Source organism: Variovorax boronicumulans, from assembly GCF_030812215.1.
Lineage (GTDB): Bacteria > Pseudomonadota > Gammaproteobacteria > Burkholderiales > Burkholderiaceae_C > Variovorax > Variovorax boronicumulans_C.
On the sequence record NZ_JAUSSG010000001.1, the window covers coordinates 894,455 to 920,933 of the forward strand.

The window sequence follows — 26,479 nt, forward strand, 5'->3', positions numbered from 1 at the left end:
CATTCAGTATGCCGCCGCACCGCAGGAGGCCGGCCGCTTGCGTATGATTTGCCGCTCTTCGCCTACATGACCATCCCCGCTTCATTCATCCAGGAACTCATCGCGCGCGCCGATGTGGTCGAGATCGTCGGCCGCTATGTGCCGCTCAAGAAGGCTGGCGCCAATTTCATGGGGCTGTGCCCCTTCCACGGCGAGAAATCCCCCTCTTTTTCCGTCAGCCCGACCAAGCAGTTCTATCACTGCTTCGGCTGCGGGGTGCACGGCAACGCCATCGGCTTTCTCATGGAGCACGCGGGCATGGGCTTCGTCGAGGCGGTGCACGATCTGGCCGGCCAGTACGGCTTGCAGGTGCCCGAAGACGATGCCTCCCCCGCCGAGCGCGCCCGCGCCGCCAGCCAGCGCCAGAAGCAGGCCACGCTGACCGACGTGCTCGAAAAAGCCGGCGACGCGTACCGCAAGTCGCTGCGGCAGGCGCCCGGCGCCATCGAATACCTCAAAGGCCGGGGCGTTTCAGGCGAAGTGGCCAAGCAGTTCGGCATCGGCTATGCGCCCGCGGGCTGGCGGGCGCTGGCCAGCGTGTTTCCCGATTACGACGATCCACTGCTCGCCGAGAGCGGCCTGGTGATCGTCAACACCGAAGATGGCCAGCTCGAGGCCAGCGAGGCCAAGCGCTACGACCGCTTCCGCGACCGGGTGATGTTCCCGATCCGCAACGTCAAGGGCGAGTGCATCGGTTTCGGCGGGCGCGTGCTTGGCGACGAAAAGCCCAAGTACCTGAATTCGCCCGAGACGCCCGTGTTCAGCAAGGGCCGCGAGCTCTACGGCCTCTACGAGGCACGCGCCGCCTTCCGCGACCGCGGCTATGCATTGGTCACAGAGGGCTACATGGACGTGGTCGCCCTCGCGCAACTGGGCTTTCCGAATGCGGTGGCCACGCTCGGCACTGCCTGTACGACCGAGCATGTGCAGAAGCTCTTCCGGTTCACCGAATCGGTGGTCTTCAGCTTCGACGGCGACGCCGCCGGCCGCCGCGCGGCGCGCAAGGCGCTTGACGGCGCCCTGCCCTATGCCACCGACGTGCGCAGCATCAAGTTCTTGTTTCTGCCGGCAGAGCACGACCCCGACAGCTTCATCCGTGAACACGGCGCCGAGGCCTTCGCCCGCTTCGTGAACGAGGCCACGCCGCTCTCGCGCTTCATGCTCGAAGCCGCCCGCGAAGGCTGCGACCTGACCACCGCCGAAGGCCGCGCCCATATGACCAGCAACGTGCGCCCGCTCTGGAGCGCCATGCCAGATGGCGCCCTCAAACGCCAACTGCTGAGCGAGATCGCCGCGTTGGTGCAGCTCGATGCAGCAGCGCTTTCGGACCTGTGGGCCTCCACACCCGGTCCGCGCAAGGCGGCGGCCCCGCCTGCACCGCGCTACAGCGAATCCGGCGGCGACGGCGGGGACTACCCGGACATGCCGCCGCCCATGGAATACGAGCCGCCACGCTATGAAACCGATAGCAAGCCGCGCAAGTTCGTCAAGGGCAAGCGCTGGGGCGGCAAGTTCGAAGAGCCCATCGAGCCGTTGCGCGGACGCGGCAAGCCACCGAGCCGGCCCGACGTGGCGGTGCGGCTGCTGCTGTCGAACATGGCGCAGTGGGATGCGCTCTCGCATGAGTTGCACCTCATGCTGTGCGATCTGCCCGGCTCTCACGGGGCGCTCTTCACGTGGCTCGACAGCCAATTGCACGAGCACGGCGTGCAGCCATGGGCGGCGCTGCGGGAAGGCATGCGAGGGCTGGATTTCGAGGGGCTGGCCGAGCGGCTCATGAATGTCGCCGATGCTGCGCCGGTGCCCGAGGGGGAGGAAGAACAGCACTTGGCCGACGCTGCCAAGGAGCTGTCCAGCGTGCTCGACTTCATGCTGGACGATCGCCTGAAGGCACAGCAGAGCGAGGCCATTGCCGCGGTCGGGAAAGATCCGAAGGCGCTGGAGCGCTACAAGGCGCTCGAGGCGCGGCGGCTGGAATTGCGCAACCGCCTGAGTCCGCGCGGCTCAGAAACTGCTTGAAATTTGTGCAATACGCTATAATGTAGGGCTTCGCAACTGGCGAAATCAGACAAGAGCGACAGCAGCACCTCCGGGCCGACCCCTAGCGCAACGCACTCCAACGGTAAATTCCGGCGGAAAGGGTCAATAACCGCAAGGACTGCACACCAAATGTTCGCCCGACATCTTGTCTGCTGAGGAATTAATTTCCTCTTTCCCAATTGTTTTATGTCCGTGCCTGTGCGCGGGCTGTGGTGGCGCTGCCCGAATGGCAGTGCGCCTGTGATTTTCGCTTGTCCATTCTTGTCGTAACGAGGTTGTATGCCCAGTTCAAAGAAGCCTGCTATTTCACTTGCCAAGAGCGTCGCCAAAAAGCCTGTAGCAGAGAAACCGTTGAAAGCCGGCACGACGCCGGCATCTAAGACGGGTGCCGCCGCGTCCAAATCGGCACCCGCAACGAAAGTGAAAACCGTGCCCACGAAATCGACCTCCCTCGACGATCCCAAGAAAGTCGCCGCCCCCGCAGCCAAAAAAGTCGGCCGCCCGCCCAAGGCCGCCGGTGCCGCCGCACCTGCCACCGGCGCCAAGCGCGGCCGCAAGCCCAAGGCCGGCAATGACGCGCCCGAGAGCGACGTCGACCTGTCGGACATCGAGGAAGACCTGGCCGGCGACGAGCCGGCGGTCGCCGCGACCACCGAAGAAAAGGTCAAGCCGCTGCGCATGAAGATCAGCAAGGCGAAGGAACGCGCCTTGATGAAGGAGTTCGGCCTCGACGAGACCGTGCTCTCCGAAGAAGACCTGGCCAAGCGCCGCTCGCGCCTGAAGACCCTGATCACGCTGGGCAAGACCCGCGGCTACCTCACGCACGGCGAAATTTCCGACCACCTGCCCGACAAGCTGGTCGACGCCGAGACCATGGAAGTCGTGGTCACCATGCTCAACGACATGGGCGTGGCGGTGTACGAGCAAACGCCCGACGCCGAAACCCTGCTGCTGAACAACACCGCCCCTACCGCTACCACGGTGGAGGAAGCCGAGGAAGAAGCCGAAGCGGCTCTGTCCACGGTGGACAGCGAATTCGGCCGCACCACCGACCCGGTCCGCATGTACATGCGCGAAATGGGCACGGTCGAGCTGCTGACCCGCGAAGGCGAAATCGAAATCGCCAAGCGCATCGAAGGCGGCCTGATGGCCATGATGGAAGCCATCTCGGCCTCCCCTGCCACCATCGCCGAGATCCTGCGGCTGGCCAATGAAATCCGCGAAGGCAAGGTCGTCATCTCGACCATCGTGGACGGCTTCTCGAACCCCAATGAGGCCGACGACTACGTGGCTGAAGAAGACTTCGACGAATTCGACGAGGAAGACGACGACGACGGCAAGGGCGGCTCCAAGGCCCTCACCAAGAAGCTCGAAGAACTCAAGCGCGACGCCCTCGAGCGCTTCGACCGCATCGCCGGCATGTTCGAGAAGGTCCACAAGATCTACGACAAGGAAGGCTACGGCACGCCCGCGTACGAGAAGGCCCAGCAGGCCCTGTCGGAAGAGCTGATGACCATCCGCTTCACCGCCAAGACCATCGAGAAGCTGTGCGACCTGGTGCGCACGCAGGTGGACGACGTGCGCAAGAAAGAGCGCGAGCTGCGCCGCATCATCGTGGACAAGTGCGGCTTCCCGCAGGACGAGTTCATCCGCGACTTCAGCGGCTACGACAAGAACGGCAACCGCATCGCGTCGAACCTGCTGAACCTGAAGTGGGTCGAGAAGCAGGCTGCCGCCGGCAAGCCCTGGAGCGCCGTGCTCGCGCGCAACATTCCGCCGGTGCAGGAACTGCAACAACGACTGGCCGACATCCAGTCGCGCGTGGTGGTGCCGCTCACGCAGCTGAAGGACATCAACAAGCGCATGAACGAAGGCGAATCGTCTTCGCGCGATGCCAAGAAGGAAATGATCGAGGCCAACCTGCGCCTCGTGATCTCCATCGCCAAGAAGTACACCAACCGCGGCCTGCAGTTCCTGGACCTGATCCAGGAAGGCAACATCGGCCTCATGAAGGCGGTGGACAAGTTCGAATATCGCCGCGGCTACAAATTCTCGACGTACGCGACGTGGTGGATCCGCCAGGCCATCACCCGCTCGATCGCCGACCAGGCGCGCACCATCCGTATCCCGGTGCACATGATCGAGACGATCAACAAGATGAACCGCATCTCGCGCCAGCACTTGCAGGAGTTCGGCTTCGAGCCCGACGCCGGCATCCTGGCGGCCAAGATGGAGATCCCGGAAGACAAGATCCGCAAGATCATGAAGATCGCGAAGGAGCCGATCTCGATGGAAACCCCCATCGGCGACGACGACGATTCGCACCTGGGCGACTTCATCGAAGACAGCAGCAACACGGCGCCTATCGAAGCCGCGATGCAGGCGGGTCTTCGCGACGTGGTCAAGGACATCCTCGACTCGCTCACGCCACGCGAAGCCAAGGTGCTGCGCATGCGCTTCGGCATCGAGATGTCGACCGACCACACGCTGGAAGAAGTCGGCAAGCAGTTCGACGTGACCCGTGAGCGCATCCGCCAGATCGAAGCCAAGGCGCTGCGCAAGCTCAAGCACCCGTCGCGTTCGGACAAGCTGCGCAGCTTCATCGATACGCTCTAAAGCGCGCGCTTTTTCCGGCACCGGCAACGGCGCCGGCATCGCCGAAAAAAGGCCCGGAACCGCACATGCGGTCCCGGGCCTTTTTCTTTGACCGGTGCGTCGTTCGCTCTCAGAGCGCCGCGAGCCCCTCCACCAGCGCTTCCCGGTTCAGCTTGCGCTGCTCGCCGCGCGACCACGAGAAGATGTCGTAGCCGTTGCTGTAGAGGACCGTGCCGTCCGGTGCGAGATCGAAATGCGCCACGTGCGAGGCGACCACGCGCGGACTCGCGCGGCGGCCTTCCTGCGCGATCAACTGCCACGAGCCCGGCACGAGATTGCCCGCGTACTGCGGGTCGTTGCGCACCTTCGACAACTCGATCATCCGGCCGTGCAGCCACAGTTGGCCCAGGTCCTGGTCGAGCTCGGGCGTGCGGGGGCCGCCTGCGGAACGCAGCGGCTCCTTGCCGTAGATCATCGAGAAGAAGTTGAGATACCCGAAGACCGCCTTGCCCAGGCGCAGCGGCATCATCAGCGTGTCTTTCACCGCGCCGCCTGCGCGCTCGTGGGCGGGCTTTTCCACCGGACGACGGATGGCGTAGAGCGTCCCATCGGCCGCGATGCGCGGGGCGATGAAATCCCATTCGGGGTCGTCCAGCAGGCTGTCCATCTGCGCGCTCTTGTAGTCGAGCCAGTTCACCGTCGAATGCGCCATGGCGACGACGCCGCCGTGGGTCGGATGCCGCGCCACGCCGCACGACTGGTAGACCAGCGTCGAGGCCGAGCCCGGCATCACGGCAGGTGCCGCGTCCAGGCTGTCGCCGCCGGTGATCGCACCCTTGGCGTTGCCCTCCTCGTCGAACACCTCCAGCTGCGCGGTGCCGTCGGGCAAGCCGACGGCCAGCACCAGGTGGCGGGTCTCGGGCACCCAGGTCATGCCGAGAATCGGCGCTTGTTGCCGGTGGAAGAGCCGGATCTCGCGCTTGTCGTCGAGCTCATAGCGAAAGAGACCGATGCTGCGTCCCACGGTCAGCACGTAATAGATGGTGCGCGGCCCGCCGCGGCAGACGTGCAGAAAGCGCGCCGGCGCCATCGCCCCGCCCGGCCCGCCGCGGCCCCAGAGCGATGCGCCCGAGAGCATGCCGGTGGACTCCTCGCGCTCCGCGTGCTTCCAGGAGGTGGTGCGACGGCTGTCGGCCTCGCGCTGGAGCAGTTCGCGCGCAAACGGCGATTCGATCTGCACCGGCGGGGCATCGCCGCTGCGCAGCCAGAGTTCGCCGCGGGTGATCGACAGGAATTCCGAAATCATTCTTTCCCTCCTTCTTCTTCAACGCATGCAGGCGCGCAGTTTAGTGGCCGGCCGGCGCCAGCGGCCCTTCGGCACGTCTGCTACGCTCGCACTCTTTCGGTGCGTACCTCGCGCGCCATTCTTCTTCTCCCATCACGACATGAATCCCGACGCCGACAAACTCTGGCAGGCCCCGCGTTGGGCGCTGGCCGTCCTGCTCGCGGTGCTCGGCATGCTCGGGCCGTTCTCCATCGACACCTACATTCCGGCCTTCTCGGGCATCGCGCGCTCCATCGGCGCGACGCCCGCCGAGATGCAGCAGACGCTCTCGGCGTACCTCTTCGGCTTCGCGTTCATGAACCTGTTCCACGGCGCGCTGTCGGACAGCTTCGGCCGCCGGCCGGTGGTGCTGTGGGGCCTTGCAGTCTTCACCATTGCGTCGCTGGGCTGCGCGCTGTCGCAAACCATCACGCAGCTCGTGCTGTTCCGCGGCTTGCAGGGCCTGTCGACCGGTGCGGGCATCGTGGTCTCGCGCGCGGTGATCCGCGACATGTTCCCGCCCGCCGAGGCGCAGCGTGTGATGAGCCAGGTGACGATCTACTTCGGCGTGGCGCCGGCCATCGCGCCGATCATCGGCGGCTTCCTCTTCGTGCATGCGGGCTGGCACGCGGTGTTCTGGTTCCTGGTGGCGGTGGGCGTGGTGCTGTTCGTCGCCAACTACAAGCTGCTGCCCGAGACGCTGCACGCCTCGCACCGCCAGTCCTTCCACGTGCGGCACCTGATGCGCGGCTACTGGGACCTGTGCTCCGACCCGCGCTTTTTGCTGCTGGCGCTCGCGAGCGGCGTGCCCTTCAACGGCATGTTCCTCTATGTGTTGGCCGCGCCCGCGTTCCTGGGCGACCACCTCTCGCTGCAGCCGCAGCAGTTCTTCTGGTTCTTCCTGCTGACCATCGGCGGCATCATGCTCGGCGCGCGCGCCAGCGGCCGCATGGCCGGCAAGGTGACGCCGAAGCGGCAGATCCGCGACGGCTTCCTCATCATGCTGGTCACCTCGGTGGTCAACGTGACGGCCAACTTCTTCTTCGACGCGCACGTGGCCTGGGCGCTGTGGCCGCTCGCGGTGTTCGCGTTCGGCTGGGCGCTGATGGTGCCGGTGGTCACGCTGCTGGTGCTCGACCTGCACCCCGAGCGCCGCGGCATGGCCTCGTCGCTGCAGGCAGTGATCGGCTCGACTGCCAACGGCGTCGTGGCCGGCGCCATTGCGCCGCTGGTGATGCACTCCACGCTGGCGCTCGCGGTCACCTCCACGCTGATGCTCGGCATCGGCCTGGTCGCCTGGGTCTGGCTGCACGGCCGCTGGCCCGAGATCGGGCGCAGCCTCGCCAACGAAACCTGAAAGGAACGGCGCGATGCGGCTCTCCGCAGTCCTGACCTATGCGCGCGCCTGGCTGCCGGGCCGCACCACCGTCGACATGCGCGAGCGCCTGCGCGCCGTGTGCGGCGCGGCCATCGGCCTCTTCGTCACCGCGGTGCTGTGCCGCTGGCTGGCCGGCCCACTTGCCGGCCTGTTGGCCAGCGACGTCTGGCTGATCGCACCGCTGGGCGCGAGCGCGGTGCTGGTGTTCGCGGTGCCGGCGAGCCCGCTGGCGCAACCCTGGTCGGTGATCGGCGGCAACACGCTGTCTGCGGTGGTCGGCATCGCGAGCGTGAGCTTCATTCCCGACCCCGCCCTGGCTGCCGCGATCGCGGTGGCCGGCGCCATCGGCGTGATGTTCTTCGCGCGCTGCCTGCACCCGCCGGGCGGTGCGGCGGCGCTGCTCGCGGTGCTCACGCACAGCACGCATTTTTCGTCGGCGCTCTTTCCGTTCTTCACCAACTCGCTGTTGCTGGTGCTGGCCGGCGTGGCCTACAACTCACTCACCGGCCGGCGCTATCCGCATGTGCAGGTGGCGCAGCCGCCGCGCGCGGACGCCCGCTTCAGCCAGGCCGACATCGACGCGGTGCTGGCCCGCTACAACCAGGTGCTGGACATCAGCCGCGACGACCTCGAATCGCTGATCCAGCAGACCGAACTGGAGTCGTACAAGCGGCGCCTGGGCACGCTCGACTGCGGCGACATCATGTCGCCCAACCCGATCTCGGTGGAGTTCGGCACGCCCCTGCAGGAGGCCTGGGCGCTGATGCACGAGAAGCGCATCAAGGCGCTGCCGGTGACCGACCGCACGCGCCGCGTGGTGGGCATCGTCACGCAGGCCGACTTCTTCCGCCAGCTCGACCTGCAGCACCACGAAGGCATCGCGGGCCGGCTGCGCGATCTGATCCGCGCCACGCGCACCGTGGTGTCGAACAAGCCCGAAGTGGTCGGCCAGATCATGACGCGCCAGGTGCGCGTGGCCAGCGCCGAGCGGCCGGTGGTCGATCTCGTGCCGCTCTTCTCCGAAGGTGGTCACCACCATATCCCCATCATCGATGGTGAAAAGCGTCTCACCGGCATGATCACGCAGTCCGACTTCGTGCGCGCCCTCTACCGTGCCGTGCGGCCGGAGAACTGAAACCCTTTTGTTGTTTTCACCAAGGAGCGTGCATGGCGTGGGTCGTATTGCTGGTGGCGGGTCTGCTTGAAGTGGGATGGGCCATCGGCCTCAAGTACACCGAAGGATTCTCGAAGTTCTGGCCCTCGGTCGGCACCGCCATCTCGATGGTGCTCAGCGTGGTGCTGCTGGGTTGGGCGATGCGCTCGTTGCCCGTGGGCACGGCCTACGCGGTGTGGACCGGCATCGGTGCCGTAGGCACGGTGATCCTGGGCATCGTGCTGTTCCACGAGCCCGCCAACGCGGCCCGGCTGGTCTGCGTGGGGCTCATCGTGGCGGGCATCCTCGGGCTCAAGCTCACGAGCCCGGCGTGAATCCGCCGGGCAGCTACTCCAACATCACGTTCGCCTTCTTCACGAGCGCAGCGTAGCGCGCGGCCTCGCTGCGGAAGTAGTTCGCGGCCTCTTCGGACGAGGTGGGCTTGATGATGTTGCCCTGTTTGTCCATCGCCTCGCGCACCTCGGCGCTGGTGTAGGCGGCCACCACGGCGTCGTGCACGCGCTTGACGTCGGCCGCCTGCATCTTCGGCGGGCCGATCACCGCGAACCAGCCTTCGACGGAGTAGTTCGGCAGGCCCTGCTCCGCAATCGTCGGAATGTCCGGCGCGGCCGGCGAGCGCGCCGCGCCGCACACGCCGATGGCGCGCAGCGCGCCGCTCTTGATGTGCTGCTGCACGGCCGGCAGCGCGACCACGCCGATCTCGACCTGCCCCGCCATCATGTCGGTCACCATCGGGCCGGTGCCCTTGTAGGGAATGTGCCGCGCCTTCACGCCGGCCTCGTCCATGAACATCTCGCCGGCCAGGTGAATGATGGTGCCGTTGCCCGAGGAGGCGTAGTTGTAGCCCTCGGGCCTGGCGCGCAGGAGCGCGACGAGCTCCTTCACGTTCTTCGCGGGCAGCTTCGGATTCACCATCAGCACCAGCGGCGTCGCGCCCACCACGCTGATCGGCGTGATGTCGGCGATCGCGTCGAACGGCATCTTCTTGAACACGCTCGGGTTGATGACGTGGTTGTTCGACACCATGCCCAGCGTGAGCCCGTCGGGCGCCGCCTTGACGATGGCCGCGGTGCCGGTGATGCCGCCCGCGCCCGGCATGTTCTCGATCACCACCGGCTGGCCGAAGGCCTTGCCGAGCGCCACCGAGGCGGCGCGCACGATGTTGTCCACGCCCGAGCCGGCGCTGATCGGCAGGATGAAGCGGATCGGTTTGTCGGATCCCTGCGCGAGCGCCGGGAATGCGGCCAGCGCGGCGGCCGAGGCGCCCAGGCCCAGCAGCGCGCGGCGATTCATCGGGGGAAGATTCGTGGTCATGGTCTTGTCTCTCTTTATGGTTTTGAAGGATCGCGGCCGGCCTCAGCTCACGGCCGCGTCGGCATGCATCGCATCCACCTGCGCGTCGGCATAGCCCAGCTCGGCCAGCAGCTCGCGCGTGTGCTCGCCGAGCGTCGGCGGATGCAGCCGCACGCCCAGGCGTTCGCCATCGAGCGTGATGGGGAAGAGCGTGGTCTGTGCCATCTGCCCTGCGCGCTCGCCGTCCGGCAGGCGAATGTCCGCAAGACCTCCAGTGGCCTTCAGATGCGGATCGGCATACAGGTCCTCGGGCCGGGTGATCGGCGCAAACGGCAGGCCGCGCGCCTCGAAGATCGCCGACAGTTCGGCCGCCGAGCGGTCGGCCAGCCGCACGCGCAGGTCGGCCAGCAGCGTAGGCCGCAGGCGCACGCGGTCGTTGTTCGTGCGCAGGGCCGCATCGGCCTTGAGGTCGTCGAAACCGAGCGCGTCGCAGAACACCGTCCACTGCGCATCGCTCACCGCAGCCAGGAAGATCTGCTCGCCGTCCTTCACGGTGAACACGTCGTACAGTGCCCAGGCCGAGATGCGCTCGGGCATCGGCGCTGCAGCTTGCCCCGTGATCGCGTACTGCAGCATGTGCTGGCCGACCAGGAACACGTTGTTCTCGAACAGCGCGGACTGCACCTCCTGCCCCTTGCCGGTTTCGGCGCGCTGCATCAGCGCGGCGATCGCGCCGATGGCACCGAACATGCCGCCCATGATGTCGTTCACGCTCGTGCCCGCGCGCAGCGGATCGCCGGGGCGCCCTGTCATGTAGGCGAGCCCGCCCATCATCTGCACGACCTCGTCGAGTGCGGTGCGGTGTTCGTAAGGGCCCGGCAGGAAGCCCGTGTGGTTCACGTACACCAGCCGCGGATTGAGCTTGCCCAGCGCGGCGTAGCCCAGGCCGTACTTGTCCATCGTGCCGGGGCGGAAGTTCTGTGCCACCACGTCGGCCGTGGCACACAGGCGCAGCGCCGCCTCGAGCCCCTGCGGGTTGCGCAGGTCGAGCGCGATGCTTTTCTTGTTGCGGTTGAACATCGGGAAGAAGCCCGCGCCCGCGCCCAGGAGGTGCCGCGTGCGGTCGCCGTCGATCGGCTCGACCTTGATCACCTCCGCGCCCAGGTCCGCCAACACCATGCCGCAGGTCGGGCCCATCACCATGTGCGTGAACTCGACCACGCGGATGCCAGCGAGCGGCAGGCATTTTTTCTCGACGGTGCCGTCGCTCATGCGGCCACCTCTTCGGCCGCGGTCGCCGGCGCAAAAGTCTTCGGAAAGCCCGCGCGCCACACCGTGCCCTGCAGCGTCTCGCCGGCGAGCCAGCCGGCCACGCGTTGCCTCAGGTCGAGCAGCTTCGGCAAATCGACGCCGGTGGCGACGCCCATGCTCTCCAGCATGAAGACAAGATCTTCGGTGTCGACGTTGCCGCTCGCGCCCGGCGCATGCGGACAGCCGCCGATGCCGGCGAGGCACGCGTCGAAGCGCGTGATGCCGACCTCCAGCGCCGCGTAGGCATTCGCGAGCCCGAGCCCGCGCGTGTCGTGGAAATGACCGCACCAGAGGCGGTCGCCCGCGATGCGCAAGGCACGCTCGAACAGGCTGCGGACCATCGCGGGATCGGCATAGCCCACCGTGTCGGCAAGGCTCACGCGGTCGGCGCCGGCATCGAGCAGCGCCTGCATCAGGCGCAGCACTTCGTCGGGGTCGACATGGCCCTGGATCGTGCAGCCGAACGCGGTGCCCACGCCGCCGTCGATCAGCGTCTTCGAGCCAGCCGCATCGCGCGCCGCGCGCATGCGGCCGACCTCGGCCACCACCTCATCGGGCGTCTTGCGCAGGTTGGCGAGGCTGTGCGCATGGCTGGCCGAGAGCGGCACCATCATCAGATCGGCCTCGCCCGCGATGGCACGCTCCGCGCCCTTGAGGTTGGGCACGAGCACCGAGGCGAAAAGGCCCGGCAGCGTCTTCGCGTAAGCCAGCAATTCAGCCGTGTCCGCCAGTTGCGGCAGCAGGTGCGCCGGCACGAAGGAGCCGACCTCGATCTCGCGCTGGCCGGCCGCGTGCGCGTCGCGGATCCATTCGAGCTTGCGGGCAGTGGGCAGCACGCGGGCGATGCTCTGGAGCCCGTCGCGCAGGCCCACTTCGCGAACGACCGCACGGGGCGGCAGGAAGGCGTGAATCAAGTCTTTGTCTCCGTCGTGGGGGGTACGGCGTCGATGTTAGAAGTTCCGATTCAGTCCAGAAGGTATATTTTGGAAGCCATCTGCTTCCAGATCGGAATATCAGAAAACACCATGAGAGACCTCGACCTGATCACCCTGCGCCTGTTTGTCGCCGTCTGCGAGACCCGCAGCATCGCGCGCGCCGGCGAGCAGGCCAGCATCGTCGGCTCGGCGATCAGCAAGCGCCTCGCACAGCTGGAAGACACCGTCGGCACCCCATTGCTGCTGCGCAAGCGCCGCGGCGTGGTGCCGACGCCGGCCGGCGAAACGCTGCTCGAACACGCCCGCGCCATGCTCGGCAGCGCCCATCGCATCGAGCGCGACATGGCCGCGTATGCGGGCGGCGCGCGCGGGCATGTGCGCATCCTGGCTTCGGCCTCGGTCATGGCCGAATCGCTGGCCGAGGACGTGGCCGGCTTCCTGCAGGACCCCGCGCACCGGAACATCCGCGTCGACATGGAAGAGCGCGTGAGCCCCGAGATCGTGCGCGGCATCCGCGAAGGTGTCGCATCCATTGGCCTGTGCTGGGACGCGGCCGACCTCGACGGGCTGGAGCGGCGCGACTACCGTTCGGACCACCTGGCAATCGTCGCGCACCCATCGCATCCCGTGGCCCGCCACGACGCGGTGCGCTTCGAGCAGGTGCTCGACCATGAATTCGTCGGCATGCCCGCGCTGAGCGCCGTGCAGCTGATGCTCGCGCGCGAGGCGGCCGTGGCCGGCAAGCCGCTGGTGTACCGGGTGCTGGTGTCCAACTTCGATGCGGCGCTGCGCGTGGTGCGCGCCGGCCTGGCCATCAGCGTGGTGCCGGCGGAAGTCGCGCGGCCGTTCGCCGATGCGTTCGGCCTGCGCCTGATGCCGCTCACCGACGACTGGGCGCGGCGGCGTTTCGCGATCTGCTTCCGGGGCGAGGCGGCGCTGTCGCCCTCGGCGCAGTTGCTGGTCGCGCACCTCGAACGGTGCGCCGCGGACCGCACGGCAGGCGACTGATCTGTCCGATAACAGAAACGATCCATTGCTGCGGCGGTGGTTTTTGTTTCGTTTTCGGCAACCTAACATCCGGGCTGTTCCGCTGTCACCCTCATCCAACCGACCGAAAGACGCCATGTTCCGCAGAGCCCTGATTTCCGCCGCCGCCCTTTCCGCCACCCTCGCACTCGCGCCGCTTGCGGCCAACGCCGCCGAGCCGCTCAAGCTCGATGTCTACAACCCGGGCGCCAAGTCGATGTTCCCGGTCTCGTCCGAGCTCGTCACCGGCCAGACCGACGCGGTGCTGATCGACGCCCAGTTCCAGCGCAACGACGCCGAGGCGCTAGTGCAGAAGATCAAGGCCAGCGGCAAGAAGCTCACCACCGTCTACATCAGCCACAGCGACCCCGACTACTACTTCGGCCTCGACGTGATCCAGGCCGCGTTTCCCGACGCGAAGATCGTCGCCACGCCGCAGACCGTGGCCGCGATCCAGGCCTCCAAGGACGGGAAGCTCGCGTACTGGAGCCCGATCCTGAAGGAGAACGCGCCCAAGGCGGTGATCGTGCCCCAGCCGCTGGTTGGCGACAGCCTCGAGCTCGAAGGCCGGAAGATCCAGATCGTCGGCCTCGACGGCCCCACGCCCGCGCGCACCTTCGCCTGGATTCCTTCGCTCAAGGCGGTGGCCGGCGGCATTCCGGTGTCGGCCAACATCCACGTGTGGATCGCCGACACGCAGACGCCCGCTTCCCGCAGCGACTGGCTCAAGACGCTCGACCGCATCGAAGCCCTGCGCCCCACGACCGTGGTCCCTGGCCACTACCTGCCGAACACCAACGGCAGCGCCCCCTACTCGCTCGCTTCGGTGAAGTTCACGCGCGGCTACCTGCAGGCCTTCGAGACCGAAGCGAAGAAAGCCAAGGACTCGGCCGCGCTCATCGCCGCGATGAAGAAGCGCTACCCGAAGCTGGAAGACGCCTCGTCGCTCGAACTGAGCGCCAAGGTCATCAAGGGAGAGATGAAGTGGCCGCAATGAACGACGCCCCGGACACCGCCACGCTGCACTACATCTTCGACCCGATGTGCGGCTGGTGCTACGCCGCCGCGCCGCTGGTCGATGCGGCACGCAGCGTGCCGGGCCTGAAGGTCGAGTTCCACGGCGGAGGGATGATGACCGGCGCGAACCGCCGCGCGATCTCGCCTCAATGGCGCGAGTACGTGATGCCGCACGACCGGCGCATCGCCGAACTCACGGGCCAGCCGTTCGGCGAGGCCTACTTCGAAGGGCTGCTGCGGGACAACGGCGCGGTGATGGATTCGGAACCACCGACCACCGCGATCCTCGCCGCCGAGGCGCTGCGGCCCGGCGGCGGGCTCGACATGATTCATCGCCTGCAGCGTGCGCACTACGTCGAAGGCCGGCGCGTGGCCGATACGGATGTGCTCGGTGCCGTTGCCGTCGAGCTCGGCTTCGATGCGGAGGCTTTCGCATCGACCTTCGCGCGCCTGTCCGGCGAAGCGACCTCGCAGCACATCGCCGCGAGCCGCCAGTTGCTGCAACGCACGGGCGGCCAGGGCTTTCCGACCTTCGTGCTGATGCAGCCCGACGGCCGTGCGAGCCGTGTCGATATCGGCCCCTGGCTCGGCCGGGCGGACGAGTGGAAAGCACAGCTCGCCACCTTCGTCGCCCCGCCGCAATCGGCCGCAGCAACGCCTGCCGCCTGCGGCCCCGACGGCTGCGCGATCTAGGCTCGCGCTATTTGCTGCACTGGAAGCTGGTCGCCTGCGATGGATCGCCGCTCACGTAGCGCGGCCACAGCGGCCACTCGCACAGTGGCCGCGCACGCACGACCTTGAATGGCGGTTGCACTTCCTGCTCGACGAGTTGCAGCCCAACCGGCGCACGACCCCGCTCGACCCAGTCGGCCAGCGCGCCGAGCATATCGACATTGGCCGGTGCGCCGCTGCCCACGTGGTCCACACCCGGCGCGGTGTACAGGCGCATGAAGCGGTCCACGTTGTCGCGGCCCATGCGCGCCACCACCGACTCGTAGTAGCGGATGCCGGCGAACGGGCTCTGCGCATAGTCGGCCATGTGCTCCAGCATCAGCAGCTTGCCGCCGCGCGCGCTGAAGGCGCCGAGGTCCGGGTTGGTCGAGTCCATCAGCTGCGACACGGTGGCGATGCGGGCGGCGAAGTCTTCGGCGCGGTAGTTGCGCACGTCGAGCGATGGATTGCGCGCATAGAAATACTGCAGCGCGCCGCTACCGTAGAACCACGCGATGCCGTTGCTCGGCTGCGGCGGCACGGTCGGTGCTGCGGTGCCGGTCCACCACGCGTTCCAGCCGCCCATCGAGGCGAAAGCCGGCGTGCCTTCACCGCCAATGCCCCAGCCCGGATATTCGGCGACACCGTTGGCCAGCGGCACGGGCGAACGCCACGGCGAGCGCAGCGTGCGCACCGCCTGCACCTGCGCATCGTTGAGGCAGCTGTCGCCGCTCGTGCCGGCCGCGCAGCGCAGGCTGGCCGGATCGAAGCGCTGCAGGCAGGCCACCGGGTTCGACACGATGCGGTCGCCCACGCCGTCCACGGCATCGCACGCTGCGAGCACCGCGTTGTGCACCAGTTGCACCTGCGCGGGCCGCAGCCACCCCTCGCCGAAAGTCGCGATGCCGTTGCGCGTGCCCGCGTGCTGCAGACCCGTCCAGTTGATCACCGGCACGCGGCTGAAGATGCCGTCGAAGTCCTGCGGATAGCGCTGCGCCATCGTGAGCGCCTCGCGCCCACCTTCGGAGCTGCCCATGAAGTACAGCTTCTGCGGCCCCTGCCCATAGGCACGCTGCATCAATGCCACCGCCACGTCGCGTACCTTCTTGTACGAGGCATGCGCAAAGTTCACGAGTGCCTCGTCGTTGAGCGCAAAAGCTTGCGGCGGCTGGCCCTGCACGCTCTGGTGGCCCGAGTCCGTGCCGTAGGTCACGTAACCCTGCGCGAGCGGCGTGGGCAAGTCGAAGCGCGCGGCCGGCACCAGCGCGAGACCGGTGATCAGCGTGCCGTTGAAGCCACCGCCGCCGTACTGCACGCTGCGCCCGTTCCATGCGAGCGGCAGGTTCACCTGGAACAGGATCGGCGGCGCGCTCGCATCGAGCGGTGCGATGCGGCCGAGCACCTTGCAGTGCGCGGGCGTCACCGGCGTGATGCGCGACGCGGGACTGGGTCCACGCTCCGCGACCGCCAACGGAGACGCGGCGACGAGGGTCGCCGCGTCGATGGTGGCGGCACCGCTCGGCAGGCCGATCGCAGCAGACGCGATCGGCGCGGCGAGAGCTGCGCAAGACGTCGCCGGGTCGCCGCCGAGCGTGAGCGCCCTCGGTCCGGTGGGGGTGCCGCACGCGGCGAGCAACGCGGCGACCGCCAGCATGGCGCCCCCGCAAAACACTGTCTTCGGGGTCGCCATCTGTCTGTCTCCTTTTGTTGTTCGCCGGGCCGCTACCGCGCCACGCCCAGCAGCCGTTCGAGCACCTGCGGCTGGCTGCGCAATGCCGCCGCGCTGTCGGTATGCACGATGGTGCCGTGGTCGAGCACCACCGCGTGGTCGGAAATCGCGAGGATCGCCTGCGGGTGCTGCTCCACGATGATCGCGGCCAGCCCTTCGTCCTGCGTGATGCGGCGGATGGCGCGCAGCAGTTCTTCCACGATGATCGGCGCGAGGCCTTCGAGCGGCTCGTCGAGCAGCAGCAGCTTCGGATTGAGCACCAGCGCGCGGCCGACGGCCAGCATCTGCTGTTCGCCGCCCGAGAGCTGCGTGCCGAGGTTCGTCTTGCGCTCGGCCAGGCGCGGGAACATTTCGTACACGCGCTGTGGATTCCACTTGCCCGGACGCTCCACCGCGGTGAGGTTCTCGTGCACGGTGAGCGACTTGAAGATGTTGCGCTCCTGCGGTACCCAGCCGATGCCGGCTGCCGCACGCTGGTGCGGCGCCAGCTTGTGCAGCGCCTGCCCACCGAGCGCGATGCTGCCGCCATGCTGCCGCGTGGCACCGGCCAGCGTGTTGATCAGCGTCGTCTTGCCCGTGCCGTTGCGGCCGAGCAGCGCGAGCGTCTGGCCTTCGCCGAGCGCGAACGCCACGTCGTGCAGCACCACGGCTTCGCCGTAGCCTGCGCTCAGGTTCTCGATGCGAAGCAGCTCAGACATGGGCGTTCTCCGTTCCATGGCCCAGGTAGACCTCTTTCACCTTCGGATCGTTGGCGATGGTCTCGGGGTCGCCTTCGGTCAGCAGCGTGCCGTTGACCAGCACCGTCATGCGGTCGGCAAAGCTGAACACCAGGTCCATGTCGTGCTCGATCAGCAGCACCGACACATCGGCCGGCAACGCGGCCACGGTCTGCAGCAGCTCCTCGCGCTCGCCGGCAGGCACGCCCGCCACGGGTTCATCGAGCAGCAGCACGCGCGGCTCGCAGGCGAGCGCAATGGCGATCTCCAGCAGGCGGCGCTTGCCGTAGGCCATGAACTTCGTCTGCTGCTTCGCGACGTCCGCCAGGTGGAACTGCTCCAGCAGTTGCCCGGCCCGCTCCGCGATCCCCTTGGTGCCGCCGAGCGGGCGCCACCATTGCGCGGCGATGCCCTTCTGCTGCGAGACCACGAGCGCGAGCGTTTCCAGCGGCGTCATCGAATCGAACAGCTGGTTGATCTGGAAGGTGCGCACCAGCCCGCGCGCCACGCGCTTGTGCGGCGCGAGCGTGGTGATGTCTTCGCCGAGCAGCGTGATGCGGCCCTCGGTGGGGGTCAGCACGCCGGTCAGCAGGTTGATCAGCGTGGTCTTGCCGGCGCCGTTCGGGCCGATCAGTGCATGGCGCGCGCCGCGCTTCAATTCCATCGTGACGTTGTTGGTCGCCGTGATGCCGCCGAAGCGCATCACCAGCCCTTGCGTCGAAAGCACGGTCTCGGTGGTGGTGGTCATGCCGCACCGCCCTTCTTCTTGCCCATGCCGAACCACGTCCACGGCTTGAGCAGACGGTCGCGTCCCACGAGCACCAGCAGCACGAGGATGAGGCCGATCCAGAACATCCAGTACTGCGGCGTCACCGCCGAGAGCCAGTTCTGCAGCAGCTTGAAGACGATGGCGCCCGCCACGCCGCCATAGAGCCAGCCCACGCCGCCGATCACCAGCATCAGCAGCACGTCGGCCGAGCGGTCGAAGGCCAGCACGTCGAGCGACGCGAAGCCGGTGGTCTGCGCGAGCAGCGCACCCGCCGCGCCGGCAATGCCGGCCGCCACGGTGTAGATGACCGCGAGCCGCGACACCACCGGAATGCCGATGGCCATGGCGCGCAGCCGGTTGTCGCGAATCGCCTTCAACGTCGCGCCGAACGGCGAATGCACCAGCCGGCGCATCACGAGGAACAGCACCAGCATCACCGCGAGCGAATACCAGGCGGCCGTGCGGCCGTACAGGTCGAATTCGAAGAGGCCGAGCACCGGCCCCATCACCACGCCCTGCAGGCCGTCGGCGCCGCCGGTGAGCCAGTCGAGCTTGTTGGCGAGTTCGAGCAGCAGCAGCGCGGTGCCGAGCGTGACCATCAGCCGCGTGAGGTCGCTGCCGCGCAGGATCGTCACGCTGGCCACGAGGCCCAGCAGCGCCGAGAGCACGGTCGCGAACACCAGCCCGACGGTCGGGTCCGGCATCACGAGCTTGGCGAACAGTGCCGCCGCGTACGCGCCGAAGCCGAAGAAGGCGGCATGGCCGAGCGAGACGATGCCGGTGTAGCCGAGGATCAGGTCGAGCGACATCGCGAACAGCGCGACGATGGCGATCTCGTTGACCAGCAGCGAATGCGAGGGCACCACCAGCGGCAGTGCGAAGGCCACCGCCCAGACCACGAACTCCCAGGGCCGCCAGCGTGCGGTGCGCAGCAGGGCCGATTCGTAGGTCGCGGTGGAAGAAGAAGGCGCGCTCATCTCAACGACCTCCCTTGCGCGTGAACAGCCCTTGGGGCCGCCACATCAGGATCATGATCATCAGCAGGTAGACGGTGAACGCGCCCATCTTCGGAATGAAGTACTTGCCCGCCACGTCGGCAATGCCGAGCAGCAGCGCGGCCGCGAGCGGCCCGGTGATCGACGAGGTGCCGCCCACGGACACCACGATCAGGAAATAGATCATGTACTTGAGCGGAAAGGTCGGATCGAGCCCGAGGATTTCCGCGCCCAGCGCACCGCCCAGACCCGCAAGCCCCGAGCCCACGGCGAAGGTCAGCAGGAACACGACGTTCACGTTGATGCCCAGGCCCGCGGCCACGCGCGGATCATCGACCGCGGCGCGCAGCCGGCTGCCGAAGCGCGTCTTCGAGAGGATCAGTTGCAGCACCACGGTGAGCACCGCGCACACCGCGATGATGAAGATGCGGTAGTGGCCCATGCCCAGCAGGAACGCACCGTCACCGATCTCGGTGCGGCCGCGCAGCCACTCGGGCAGTTGCACGTTCTGCTGCGACGAGCCGACGAAGTAGTCGATGGCGGCCACCGCCATGAACGCAAGGCCGATGGAAAAAAGCACCTGGTCCAGATGCGGCTTGCCGTACATCGGCCGGTAGAGCGTGCGCTCCAGCAGTGCGCCGGCCAGCGCCACGACGATGAACGCAAGCGGCAGGCAGGCCAGGAACGGCAGCCCGAGCTTCTGCATCGCGAACACGGTGAGGTAGCCGCCCGCCATGGCGAAGGCGCCGTGTGCGAGGTTGATGAAGTTCATCAACCCGAGCGTCACGGCCAGGCCGACGGCGAGGACGAAGAGCAGCATGCCGTAGGCGATGCCGTCGAAAAGAATGGTCAACATATTTGTTTTCGGGGTGCTGGTGTTCAGGGCGAGTGCACAGGCCACCGGGTACTCCCCTCCGCGAATGTCCCCCGGCTTCGCCTCCTCCTTGATTTCGCTGCGGGGAGCACCCGATGCCCTGCGCACATGGGCACGCGGCTGGTGTACGGCCGATCAATAACTGCTCTGAACAACGAGCACGCCGATGGGGTGCCTTGCGCAGCGAAATCAAGGAGGAGCCCGAAGGGCGGGGGACATTCGTGGAGCAAGGTACGCCGTCGGCGGGATCGCGCCCTGAACAACAACGCACCTCATGCCCCCGGGAAGTCTTACTTTGCCTTGCCTGGATCCTTCACACCCTTGATCACATCGAACTCGACGTTGTAGAGCTGCCCGTCCTTCTTCTCGACCTTGCGCAGGTACACGTCCTGCACGATGTCTCGCGTCTGTGCATCGATCAGCACCTGGCCGCGCGGGCTCTCGAAGACCTGGCCCTTCATGGCCGCCAGCAGCGCTTCGCCGCCGCCCTGGCCCTTGGTGGTCTTGAGCGCTTCGTAGATCACCCGCATGCCGTCATAGCCGCCGACGGCCATGAAGTTGGGACGCATCTTCGGGTTGGCCTTCTGGAAGGCTTCGACGAACTTCTTGTTCGCGGCAGACGGGTGCGCGGCCGAGTAGTGGTGCGAGGTGACCACGCCGAGCGCGCCGTCGCCCATGTCGTTGAGTTGGTCGTCATCGGTCACGTCGCCGGTGGCGATCATGCGGATGCCGGCCTTGTCCATGCCGCGTTCGAGAAACTGCTTCATCACCGCCGCGCCAGCGCCCGAGGGCACGAAGACGAACAGCGCATCGGGCTTGGCGTCGCGCACCTTCTGCAGGAACGGCGCGAAGTCGGGGTTGCGCAGCGGCACGCGGAGTTTTTCGATCACCTTGCCGCCGTTGAGCTGGAAGCGCTCGCTGAAGAACTTCTCGGCATCGTTGCCGGGGCCGTAGTCGGCCACCAGCGTGACGACCGTCTTCACGCCGTTCTTGGGCGCCCAGTCGCCCATGGCGACCGACACCTGCGGCAGCGTGAAGCTCGACCGCACGATGTAGGGCGAGGCCTCGGTGATGCTGGAGGTGGCCGCGGCCATCACCACTTCAGGCGTCTTCGACTGGGTGGCGATGGGCGCCACGGCCAGCGCCAGCGGCGTGAGGCCGAAGCCGGCCAGCACATTGACCTTGTCGTTCACCACCAGCTCCTGCGCGAGGCGCTTGGTGACGTCGGGCAGGCCGGTGTCGTCCTTGACGATCAGCTCGATCTTCTTGCCGGCCACGGTGTCGCCGTTCTGCGCCATGTACAGGCGGGCGGCGGCTTCGATCTGGCGGCCGGTGGAGGCCGACTGGCCGGTCATCGGGAGGATCAGGCCGATCTTGAACTTGTTGTTGTCCTGGGCGCTGGCGAAGGGCGCCGCGAGTGCGGCGGAGAGCGCGATCGCCGAGAGGCCCGCGGTCTGGATGAGGTGGCGTCTTTGCATGAGGTTTTCCTTGGAGGACGGAATGCGAAACCGGGGCTATTTTCAACACTTTGCAACATTCGGCAGAGCAGGCAATCACCTAGCCGGCCCGTCTCGCGGGCCTTTGTTGCGCGATCAACAAATGAACTGCGCGATGATCGCGCAGCACTCTTTTCCATCACCGTTCGGGCTGAGCCCGAACGGCTTGGGGTCAATCAACTGTCGGCGCGGTAGGCGGAATCGAGCGTGAGCGTACCTACGGCGCGTGACACGCAGGCGCAGATGCGGGTGGTGGCCGCTTTCTCATGGGCGCTCAGGAAGACGTCGCGGTGGTCGACCTCGCCTTCGACGGCGAGCACGTCCATGGCGCAGAGGCCGCATTCGCCGCGCTTGCAGTCCCAGAGGGTCTGCACGCCGGCGGCGTCGAGTGCATCGAGCAACGTGCAGTCGGCCGGCACGGTGATGGCCAGGTCGTGCCGGGGAATGCGCACCGTGAAGGCCTGTGTCGCGAGCCGGCCGCTGCTGCCGAAGGTCTCGAAACGCAGGTCGGCCGGGGCGCGGCCGGCCGCCTCCCAGGCGCGCTTGACGGCTTCGAGCATCGGCACCGGGCCGCAGGTGTAGAGCTGGCCGCCGGACGGCAGCTCGGCGATGGCGGCTTCGAAATCGATGGGCATGGAGCCTTCGTGCGCAACGACGTTGTCGCCCAAGGCTTCCTGCAAGTGCGAGAGGTAGCCGAACTCGCCGGCATGGCGCGCGCCGTAGAGCATCTTCACCGGCACACCGCTGCGCTTCGCATGGGCGCCCAGACGCTGCGCCATCAGCACCAGCGGCGTGATGCCGATGCCGCCCGCTACCAGCAAGTAGCCGGGCGCGGAGAGGTCGAGCGCAAAGTGGTTCTGGGGCGCGCTCACCTGCAGGCGGTCGCCGGGCGCGAGCTGCCACATGGCGAGCGAGCCGCCACGGCCGTCGTCCAGCCGCTTGACCGCGATGCGCCAGCACTGGCCGTCGCCCTCGCCGACCAGCGAGTAGGAGCGTGTCTGCAGCTTGCCTTGTGCCGTCATCACCTGCACCTGCAGGTGGGCGCCGGGCTCATACGACGCGGCAAAGCCCGACTCGGGCCGCAGCTCGAACTCGCGCACCGTGGGAGTGACATCGCGCAGCGCAACGACCTGCGCCTGCATCCATTGAAGATCGCTTTTCATCGGGGGACACCAACAGGGGAAAAGAAGAAATCGATCAGCCGCGGCGGCGAATCAGCTGCACGCCGGGCAGCGGGCGCTGCTCGGCGGTCGGCGTGCCGTGCAGCGCCTCGCGCAGGTTGCGCCGCGCAATGCGGCTGTGCTCGCGCATCAGCGCCTCGGCGCGCGAGCCTTCGCCGGACTCGATGGCGTCGAGCACCTGCAGGTGCTGGTCCTGCGCGATCACGAGCATGTCGCGTGCGGCCGGCGAGTTGGCCTGCACGATGACGAAGCCAGAGGGCGAGGCGAACGGCAGGTTGACCACGCGCTCGAGCTGCTGCGCGATGACCGGGCTGCCGGCCATCTCGCACAGCAGTGCATGGAATTTCTCGTTGTGCGTCACGTAGCGGGAGAACGCCGCATCGTCGAGCGCGGGCTCGCGCAGCAACTCGTCGATGCGCGCGAGGCACGCGCGCGCTTCGCGCAGCACCACGGGCGCCGCGCCGCGCTCGGCCGCGAGCCGGGCGACCAGCCCTTCGAGCGTGCCGCGCAGCTCGATGGCATCGGCCACGTCGCGCTCGGAAAACGTGCGCACCGCGTAGCCGCCGTTGGGCAGCGCTTCGAGCAGGCCCTCTTGTTCGAGGCGCATCAGCGCACTGCGCACGGGGGTGCGCGACACGCCGAGCTGTTCGGAGATCGCCACCTCGGCGATGCGCGCACCGCCGGGCAGTTCGCCCGCGAGGATCATTTCGCGCAGCCGCAACTGTGCCTTCACGGCCTGCGAGCTGCCGGTGTCGCCGGGCTCGATGGGGGCAACCACTGCGGCCTTCATGCGGCCTGCTTCTCTTCCACGGGACGGATCGGGATCGCGGCGCGCGCGGGCTTTTCCTTCTCGATCATGCGATCGATCAGCCGGCGCGCCCACATCGAGCCGGCGTCGATGTTGAGGTTGTAGAACTGGTGGTCGGGGTGGTCGTCCATCGCCTTCTGCTGCGCTTCGAGCACGAGCTCGTCCTCGCGGAAGATGCCGGCCACGCCTTCGCGCAGTTCGTGCGTGAGGCGCTGCTCGCCGATGCAGTAGTTGCGGGCGAAAGCCCAGAAGTAGAGACAGGTCTTGTCGGTTTCGGGCGTGATGGTGTTGAGCACGTAGCCGTTGACGCCCTTGCTGCGGTCGCCGGGGTTGCCGTTGCTGGGCACCGCGCCGCTGCCCGCCTCGGCCACGCCGACGTCGATGTTCACCGTGCACGGGCCTTCGAAACGGATGATCTGCCAGCGGTCGACCTTGCCCGTGTAGCCGCGCGCATGGCGGATCTGGCCGCCCCAGAACGGCGGCGCGACGATGTCTTCCATCCAGCGTGTGACGGTGGCCGAGCGGTCGCCGTGCGTGGCGACGAAAGGCGCCTCGGCCACTTCGCGGTTGCCGATCGACGAGCCGTGCACGAAGGTCTCGTGCGTGAGGTCCATGAGGTTGTCGACCACGAGCCGGTAGTCGCAGTTGACGCGGATCATCTTGCCGTCGCCGGCCCAGGCGGGGTCGTCGTTCCAGTGCATGTCGGGCACCAGCGCCGGGTCGGCCTTGGCCGGATCGCCGGGCCAGATCCACACGAAGCGGTGCTTCTCGACCACCGGAAAGCTGCGCACGCACGCCGAGGGATTGAGCGTTTCCTGGCTCGGCATGTGGGTGCAGCGGCCCTGGCTGTTGTAGACAAGGCCGTGGTAGCCGCAGACCAGTTCGTCGCCTTCGAGGCGGCCGAGCGACAGCGGCATCAGGCGGTGCCAGCAGGCGTCTTCGAGCACGGCCACCTGGCCGTCGGTGCGGCGAAACAGCACCACTTTCTGGTTGCAGATCGTGCGGGGCAGCAATGCGTGGCGCACTTCGACGTCGTAGGCGGCGGCGTACCAGGCATTCAACGGAAAGGCAGTCGTGGGCGTTTTCATGAATACTCAATGTATACAGAAATCATGAAATTGCCATCTGGAAATGCCTAAATCGAGGGTAAATACCGATCTCTGCGTATACAAAAAAGCCGCTTTCGAAGGCGCTAGGATGCTCCGTTCGTTATCAGCCACGACGGAGTTCACCCCATGTCCCAGCACGCCGCCCTGCCCGCACGCTACGACCACGTCGGCAGTTTCCTGCGCCCCAAGTACCTGCTCGAAGCGCGTGAGCAGAAGGCCAAGGGCGAGATCACGCCCGAGCAACTGCGCACGGTCGAAGACAAGGCCATCACCGAAATCGTCCGCTTCCAGGAAGACATTGGCCTCAAAAGCATCACCGACGGCGAGTTCCGCCGCACGTACTTCCACATCGACTTTCTCGACCAGCTCGGCGGCGTGAAGACCGACATCCCGGTCACCATCCGCAAGCCCGATGGCACCGAGGAGCTGGCACCGCCCGCGATGCGCGTGATCGACAAGGTGCGCCACGTCAAGGACATCCAGCTTGCCGATTTTCAGTACCTGAAGAGCCAGGTTTCCGCGGGCCGCACGCCGAAGGTGACGATCCCCTCGCCGACCATGCTGCACTTTCGCGGCGGGCGCGCCGGCATCAGCAAGGACGCGTATCCCGAGCTCGACCCGGTGTTCTACGACGACGTGGCCAAGGCCTACGGCGACGAGCTGCGCTCGCTGGCCGCGGCCGGCTGCACCTACGTGCAGATGGACGACACCAACCTCGCCTACCTGTGCGACGAGCACATGCGTGAAGCCGCCCGCAAGCGCGGCGACGACCCGAACGAGCTGCCGCATCGCTATGCGGCCTTCATCAACAAGGTGGTCGCGCAGAAGCCGCCGGGCATGCTGCTCGCAATGCACCTGTGCCGCGGCAATTTCAAGAGCACGCACGCCGCGGCCGGCAACTACGAGCCGGTGGCCGAGGCGCTGCTCAAGGAGATGGACCTGGACGCCTACTTCATGGAATACGACGACGCCCGCTCGGGCGACTTCAAGCCGCTGCGCTACCTGCCCGAGGGCAAGACGGTGGTGCTGGGCCTCGTGACGACCAAGTTCGGCGAGATGGAAGACAAGGACGAACTCAAGCGCCGCATCGAGGACGCCGCCAAGTACGCGCCGCTCGAGCAACTTGCGCTCTCGCCGCAGTGCGGCTTCTCCAGCACGGTGCACGGCAACAACATCGCGGTGGAAGCGCAACGCAACAAGCTGCGCCTGGTCGTCGAAACGGCGCAAGAGGTCTGGGGCTCGACCTGAAGCCCGGTTTCTGGTGAAGTCGGGAGCATGACGACGACCACGACAAAGATCCTCTCAGGCCCCCTCAGCATGTTCGGCGCGAAGGTGCAGATCGCCGCGCTCGAAAAGGGCATTCCGTTCGAACTGACGATGGTGCCGTTCACCAAGGACGACGCCTACGAACCCAAGCATCCGGACGTGCTGCGCATCAATCCGGTGAAGCAACAGGTGCCGGTGCTGATGGATGGCGAGGTCGAGCTGTTCGACTCGACGCAGATCTTCGAATACCTCGAAGACCGCTACCCCCCACCCGCATCGCTTGCCCTGTGGCCCGAAGGCATTGCCGACCGGGCTCGGGCGAGGCAGCTGGAGCAGAAATCCGACGAGGTGTTCTTTCCGAACGTCATCAAGCTCTTCGGCCTGCAGAACGACATGCAGAGCGCGCCGGCAGTCGCCGCGTGCGCCGCCTGTGCGCGCTACTACGGCGAGATGGAAGGCCTGCTCGCCGGGCGCGAATACCTCGCGGGCCCTTACTCCTTCGCGGACATCGCCTTCTACATGGCCTGCATCTTTGCCGACCGCAAGGGCGCCGGCATGACCGATGCCACGCCGCGCCTCATCGCCTGGCGCAACCGGGTGCGCGACCGGCCCGCGGTGCATGCGGTTGTCGATCCGATGATGAAGTTCCTCGCCTCCGAGGGCCGCGGCGTGCCCGCCTTCCTGCAGCGCTGA

The 26,479-nt window shown here is 67.1% G+C and carries 22 protein-coding genes and 1 pseudogene; 10 read left to right on the forward strand and 13 right to left on the reverse strand.

The window, feature by feature from the left end:
* The first annotated feature begins 66 nt into the window (after window positions 1-66).
* Both dnaG and rpoD read left to right on the forward strand, forming a co-directional pair.
* Entirely contained in the window at window positions 67-2,058 is a 1,992-nt protein-coding gene (dnaG, locus tag J2W23_RS04225) for a DNA primase (protein ID WP_307647774.1), read from the forward strand.
* 300 nt (window positions 2,059-2,358) lie between these two features.
* A complete protein-coding gene (gene rpoD / locus J2W23_RS04230; RefSeq protein WP_176658521.1) occupies window positions 2,359-4,695 on the forward strand; it encodes an RNA polymerase sigma factor RpoD in 2,337 nt (778 codons plus the stop codon).
* A 109-nt stretch (window positions 4,696-4,804) separates the two neighbouring features.
* Here the strand turns inward: rpoD and J2W23_RS04235 are convergent, their stop codons facing one another.
* Window positions 4,805-5,980 (reverse strand): hypothetical protein, encoded by a 1,176-nt coding sequence (locus J2W23_RS04235; RefSeq protein ID WP_176658522.1) that lies wholly within the window; start codon window positions 5,978-5,980, stop codon window positions 4,805-4,807.
* Between the two features lie 139 nt (window positions 5,981-6,119).
* Here J2W23_RS04235 and J2W23_RS04240 point away from each other — a divergent pair, with 139 nt between their 5' ends.
* The 3 genes from J2W23_RS04240 to sugE are packed head-to-tail and all read left to right on the forward strand — an operon-like array spanning window position 6,120 to window position 8,864.
* Window positions 6,120-7,355, forward strand: coding sequence for a multidrug effflux MFS transporter (locus J2W23_RS04240; protein WP_176658523.1), 1,236 nt, complete (start codon window positions 6,120-6,122; stop codon window positions 7,353-7,355).
* A 13-nt stretch (window positions 7,356-7,368) separates the two neighbouring features.
* Complete coding sequence (locus J2W23_RS04245; RefSeq protein WP_307647775.1) at window positions 7,369-8,511, forward strand: HPP family protein; 1,143 nt, start codon at window positions 7,369-7,371, stop codon at window positions 8,509-8,511.
* Window positions 8,512-8,543: 32 nt separating this feature from the next.
* Complete coding sequence (gene sugE, locus J2W23_RS04250; RefSeq protein ID WP_176658525.1) at window positions 8,544-8,864, forward strand: quaternary ammonium compound efflux SMR transporter SugE; 321 nt, start codon at window positions 8,544-8,546, stop codon at window positions 8,862-8,864.
* A gap of 13 nt (window positions 8,865-8,877) precedes the next feature.
* Here the strand turns inward: sugE and J2W23_RS04255 are convergent, their stop codons facing one another.
* Genes J2W23_RS04255 through J2W23_RS04265 form a run of 3 tightly spaced genes read right to left on the reverse strand, consistent with a single transcriptional unit; the run spans window position 8,878 to window position 12,068 of the window.
* The gene (locus tag J2W23_RS04255; RefSeq protein ID WP_307647776.1) at window positions 8,878-9,864 is read right to left on the reverse strand and encodes a tripartite tricarboxylate transporter substrate binding protein; all 987 of its coding nucleotides are present in this window, start codon (window positions 9,862-9,864) and stop codon (window positions 8,878-8,880) included.
* A gap of 42 nt (window positions 9,865-9,906) precedes the next feature.
* Entirely contained in the window at window positions 9,907-11,115 is a 1,209-nt protein-coding gene (locus J2W23_RS04260; RefSeq protein WP_307647777.1) for a CaiB/BaiF CoA transferase family protein, read from the reverse strand.
* A complete protein-coding gene (locus J2W23_RS04265; protein ID WP_176658528.1) occupies window positions 11,112-12,068 on the reverse strand; it encodes a hydroxymethylglutaryl-CoA lyase in 957 nt (318 codons plus the stop codon). Before J2W23_RS04265 ends, J2W23_RS04260 begins: the two co-directional genes overlap by 4 nt.
* A gap of 111 nt (window positions 12,069-12,179) precedes the next feature.
* On the opposite strand from J2W23_RS04265, the gene J2W23_RS04270 reads away from it, so the two are divergent.
* The 3 genes and pseudogenes from J2W23_RS04270 (at window position 12,180) to J2W23_RS04280 (ending at window position 14,825) form a co-directional block, all read left to right on the forward strand.
* Window positions 12,180-13,097 carry a LysR family transcriptional regulator gene (locus tag J2W23_RS04270; protein ID WP_176658529.1) on the forward strand — a complete coding sequence of 306 codons (918 nt, stop codon included), beginning with the start codon at window positions 12,180-12,182 and terminating at the stop codon, window positions 13,095-13,097.
* A 115-nt stretch (window positions 13,098-13,212) separates the two neighbouring features.
* Window positions 13,213-14,106: pseudogene (locus tag J2W23_RS04275) on the forward strand (MBL fold metallo-hydrolase); the annotation flags it as partial.
* Window positions 14,107-14,108: 2 nt separating this feature from the next.
* Entirely contained in the window at window positions 14,109-14,825 is a 717-nt protein-coding gene (locus tag J2W23_RS04280) for a DsbA family protein (RefSeq protein ID WP_307647778.1), read from the forward strand.
* 7 nt (window positions 14,826-14,832) lie between these two features.
* Here J2W23_RS04280 and J2W23_RS04285 read toward each other — a convergent pair whose 3' ends face one another.
* The 9 genes from J2W23_RS04285 to J2W23_RS04325 all read right to left on the reverse strand — a co-directional run bounded on the left by J2W23_RS04285 (window position 14,833) and on the right by J2W23_RS04325 (window position 24,499).
* Window positions 14,833-16,533 carry a tannase/feruloyl esterase family alpha/beta hydrolase gene (locus J2W23_RS04285; protein ID WP_307647779.1) on the reverse strand — a complete coding sequence of 567 codons (1,701 nt, stop codon included), beginning with the start codon at window positions 16,531-16,533 and terminating at the stop codon, window positions 14,833-14,835.
* A gap of 32 nt (window positions 16,534-16,565) precedes the next feature.
* On the reverse strand, window positions 16,566-17,270 hold the full coding sequence (locus tag J2W23_RS04290; RefSeq protein WP_176658533.1) for an ABC transporter ATP-binding protein: 705 nt from the start codon (window positions 17,268-17,270) through the stop codon (window positions 16,566-16,568).
* On the reverse strand, window positions 17,263-18,036 hold the full coding sequence (locus J2W23_RS04295; RefSeq protein WP_176658534.1) for an ABC transporter ATP-binding protein: 774 nt from the start codon (window positions 18,034-18,036) through the stop codon (window positions 17,263-17,265). Before J2W23_RS04295 ends, J2W23_RS04290 begins: the two co-directional genes overlap by 8 nt.
* Window positions 18,033-19,034: a branched-chain amino acid ABC transporter permease gene (locus tag J2W23_RS04300; RefSeq protein ID WP_307647780.1), complete on the reverse strand. Its 1,002-nt coding sequence runs from the start codon at window positions 19,032-19,034 to the stop codon at window positions 18,033-18,035. Before J2W23_RS04300 ends, J2W23_RS04295 begins: the two co-directional genes overlap by 4 nt.
* Before the next feature lies 1 nt (window position 19,035).
* A complete protein-coding gene (locus J2W23_RS04305; RefSeq protein ID WP_307647781.1) occupies window positions 19,036-19,908 on the reverse strand; it encodes a branched-chain amino acid ABC transporter permease in 873 nt (290 codons plus the stop codon).
* Window positions 19,909-20,216: 308 nt separating this feature from the next.
* A complete protein-coding gene (locus tag J2W23_RS04310) occupies window positions 20,217-21,404 on the reverse strand; it encodes an ABC transporter substrate-binding protein (RefSeq protein WP_176658537.1) in 1,188 nt (395 codons plus the stop codon).
* Between the two features lie 194 nt (window positions 21,405-21,598).
* Window positions 21,599-22,585, reverse strand: coding sequence for a PDR/VanB family oxidoreductase (locus tag J2W23_RS04315; protein WP_176658538.1), 987 nt, complete (start codon window positions 22,583-22,585; stop codon window positions 21,599-21,601).
* 34 nt (window positions 22,586-22,619) lie between these two features.
* Window positions 22,620-23,393 carry a GntR family transcriptional regulator gene (locus J2W23_RS04320; protein ID WP_307647782.1) on the reverse strand — a complete coding sequence of 258 codons (774 nt, stop codon included), beginning with the start codon at window positions 23,391-23,393 and terminating at the stop codon, window positions 22,620-22,622.
* A complete protein-coding gene (locus J2W23_RS04325) occupies window positions 23,390-24,499 on the reverse strand; it encodes an aromatic ring-hydroxylating dioxygenase subunit alpha (protein ID WP_176658540.1) in 1,110 nt (369 codons plus the stop codon). The genes J2W23_RS04320 and J2W23_RS04325 overlap by 4 nt, the downstream gene beginning before the upstream one ends.
* A 147-nt stretch (window positions 24,500-24,646) precedes the next feature.
* On the opposite strand from J2W23_RS04325, the gene J2W23_RS04330 reads away from it, so the two are divergent.
* Both J2W23_RS04330 and J2W23_RS04335 read left to right on the forward strand, forming a co-directional pair.
* On the forward strand, window positions 24,647-25,768 hold the full coding sequence (locus J2W23_RS04330) for a 5-methyltetrahydropteroyltriglutamate--homocysteine S-methyltransferase (protein WP_307647783.1): 1,122 nt from the start codon (window positions 24,647-24,649) through the stop codon (window positions 25,766-25,768).
* A 27-nt stretch (window positions 25,769-25,795) separates the two neighbouring features.
* Entirely contained in the window at window positions 25,796-26,479 is a 684-nt protein-coding gene (locus J2W23_RS04335; RefSeq protein WP_176658541.1) for a glutathione S-transferase family protein, read from the forward strand.

Excerpts from the sequence above, each read along its gene's own strand:
- J2W23_RS04260 (WP_307647777.1), bottom strand. The coding sequence starts at position 11,115 with ATGAGCGACGGCACCGTCGAGAAAAAATGCCTGCCGCTCGCTGGCATC.
- rpoD (WP_176658521.1), top strand. The coding sequence starts at position 2,359 with ATGCCCAGTTCAAAGAAGCCTGCTATTTCACTTGCCAAGAGCGTCGCC.
- J2W23_RS04300 (WP_307647780.1), bottom strand. The coding sequence starts at position 19,034 with ATGAGCGCGCCTTCTTCTTCCACCGCGACCTACGAATCGGCCCTGCTG.
- J2W23_RS04295 (WP_176658534.1), bottom strand. The coding sequence starts at position 18,036 with ATGACCACCACCACCGAGACCGTGCTTTCGACGCAAGGGCTGGTGATG.
- sugE (WP_176658525.1), top strand. The coding sequence starts at position 8,544 with ATGGCGTGGGTCGTATTGCTGGTGGCGGGTCTGCTTGAAGTGGGATGG.
- J2W23_RS04325 (WP_176658540.1), bottom strand. The coding sequence starts at position 24,499 with ATGAAAACGCCCACGACTGCCTTTCCGTTGAATGCCTGGTACGCCGCC.
- J2W23_RS04315 (WP_176658538.1), bottom strand. The coding sequence starts at position 22,585 with ATGAAAAGCGATCTTCAATGGATGCAGGCGCAGGTCGTTGCGCTGCGC.
- J2W23_RS04320 (WP_307647782.1), bottom strand. The coding sequence starts at position 23,393 with ATGAAGGCCGCAGTGGTTGCCCCCATCGAGCCCGGCGACACCGGCAGC.
- J2W23_RS04235 (WP_176658522.1), bottom strand. The coding sequence starts at position 5,980 with ATGATTTCGGAATTCCTGTCGATCACCCGCGGCGAACTCTGGCTGCGC.
- J2W23_RS04270 (WP_176658529.1), top strand. The coding sequence starts at position 12,180 with ATGAGAGACCTCGACCTGATCACCCTGCGCCTGTTTGTCGCCGTCTGC.
- J2W23_RS04290 (WP_176658533.1), bottom strand. The coding sequence starts at position 17,270 with ATGTCTGAGCTGCTTCGCATCGAGAACCTGAGCGCAGGCTACGGCGAA.
- J2W23_RS04285 (WP_307647779.1), bottom strand. The coding sequence starts at position 16,533 with ATGGCGACCCCGAAGACAGTGTTTTGCGGGGGCGCCATGCTGGCGGTC.
- J2W23_RS04280 (WP_307647778.1), top strand. The coding sequence starts at position 14,109 with ATGAACGACGCCCCGGACACCGCCACGCTGCACTACATCTTCGACCCG.
- J2W23_RS04310 (WP_176658537.1), bottom strand. The coding sequence starts at position 21,404 with ATGCAAAGACGCCACCTCATCCAGACCGCGGGCCTCTCGGCGATCGCG.
- J2W23_RS04305 (WP_307647781.1), bottom strand. The coding sequence starts at position 19,908 with ATGTTGACCATTCTTTTCGACGGCATCGCCTACGGCATGCTGCTCTTC.
- J2W23_RS04335 (WP_176658541.1), top strand. The coding sequence starts at position 25,796 with ATGACGACGACCACGACAAAGATCCTCTCAGGCCCCCTCAGCATGTTC.
- J2W23_RS04255 (WP_307647776.1), bottom strand. The coding sequence starts at position 9,864 with ATGACCACGAATCTTCCCCCGATGAATCGCCGCGCGCTGCTGGGCCTG.
- J2W23_RS04330 (WP_307647783.1), top strand. The coding sequence starts at position 24,647 with ATGTCCCAGCACGCCGCCCTGCCCGCACGCTACGACCACGTCGGCAGT.
- J2W23_RS04240 (WP_176658523.1), top strand. The coding sequence starts at position 6,120 with ATGAATCCCGACGCCGACAAACTCTGGCAGGCCCCGCGTTGGGCGCTG.
- dnaG (WP_307647774.1), top strand. The coding sequence starts at position 67 with ATGACCATCCCCGCTTCATTCATCCAGGAACTCATCGCGCGCGCCGAT.
- J2W23_RS04245 (WP_307647775.1), top strand. The coding sequence starts at position 7,369 with ATGCGGCTCTCCGCAGTCCTGACCTATGCGCGCGCCTGGCTGCCGGGC.